Source organism: Phocaeicola sp. RTP21198st1_B8_RTP21198_201120 (assembly GCF_040929485.1).
Taxonomy (GTDB): Bacteria; Bacteroidota; Bacteroidia; order Bacteroidales; family Bacteroidaceae; genus Phocaeicola; species Phocaeicola dorei.
On record NZ_JBCOCI010000267.1, the window covers coordinates 1 to 918 of the forward strand.

1 protein-coding gene is annotated in these 918 nt (G+C 59.2%); it reads right to left on the bottom strand.

Annotation, left to right across the window (positions count from 1 at the left end; genetic code table 11):
* The coding region (locus tag AB5935_RS25255; protein ID WP_368327783.1) for a DUF4116 domain-containing protein at positions 1 to 918 on the bottom strand (918 nt) is incomplete at both ends.

The following is a 918-nucleotide window of genomic DNA, read 5'->3' on the forward strand; positions in this document are numbered from 1 at the left end:
GACGTGTGCCTGGTTCATGTGCTGCAAAAAATCGAAGGTCTTCTCGTAATTCGTGCAATAGAACCCCAGCGCCTTCATGTGTATATCCTCGAAAGGGATATAGCGGAGGACACGCAGGTCGTCGGCACGGGCCAACGCCCGGTTGCAGACCTCCGGCGTGAGCTGTTCGGGGTTGAAAAAGCGGATGGCCAGGGGATCGCGCTCCAGCGCTATCTCGCACAGACGGTCGGTTTTCAGATGCTTCGGAACGTACTCCAGTGCCAGGTAGTTCGAGGACACGGCAGCCTCGCAGACCCGTTCCGTGCGTAATTCCTCCGGCACTTCATGGAGCAGGATGCCGTCCCCACTGACGGCACGCAGGCAGACTGCCTCCGTGCGCAGTTCCACCGGCACGAGCGAAAGGCAGGACGCGTCCATCCCCACGCCGTGAAGGGCCAGCTCCCCGGTCATGACCTCCGGGGCAATGGAGGCGAAAATCTCGAACTTGTCCACGAACGACATCCCGAATTTTTTCAGCCCTTCCAGGCATATATCGGGATACGGAATGTAAGGGAGTATCTTGTAATCGGCACTGTCCACCGCTTTCAACGCCGCACGGCATATTTGCGGCGTCCTCAATTCCCCGGGAACGGCCTCCAGCACCAGGCCGTTGCGCTTCACGGCCGCCATGCACAGTTCGGGGGTCTTCAACCCCTCCGGAACGTAATACAGCGCGTAGCTGTTGCTATCGACGGCGGCACGGCACATTTTCGGTGTCTTCAGACGGTCAGGGACGAATTTCAGTGTTTCGCCCCGGGAGCCGGCCGCGGCAAGACAAAGTTCCGGCGTTTTCATCGCTTCGGGAACGAACTCGAGGTTGAAAGCCGATTTCTTGATGGCGAAACGGCAGACCTCCGCCGTTTTCCGATCCTCGAGCAG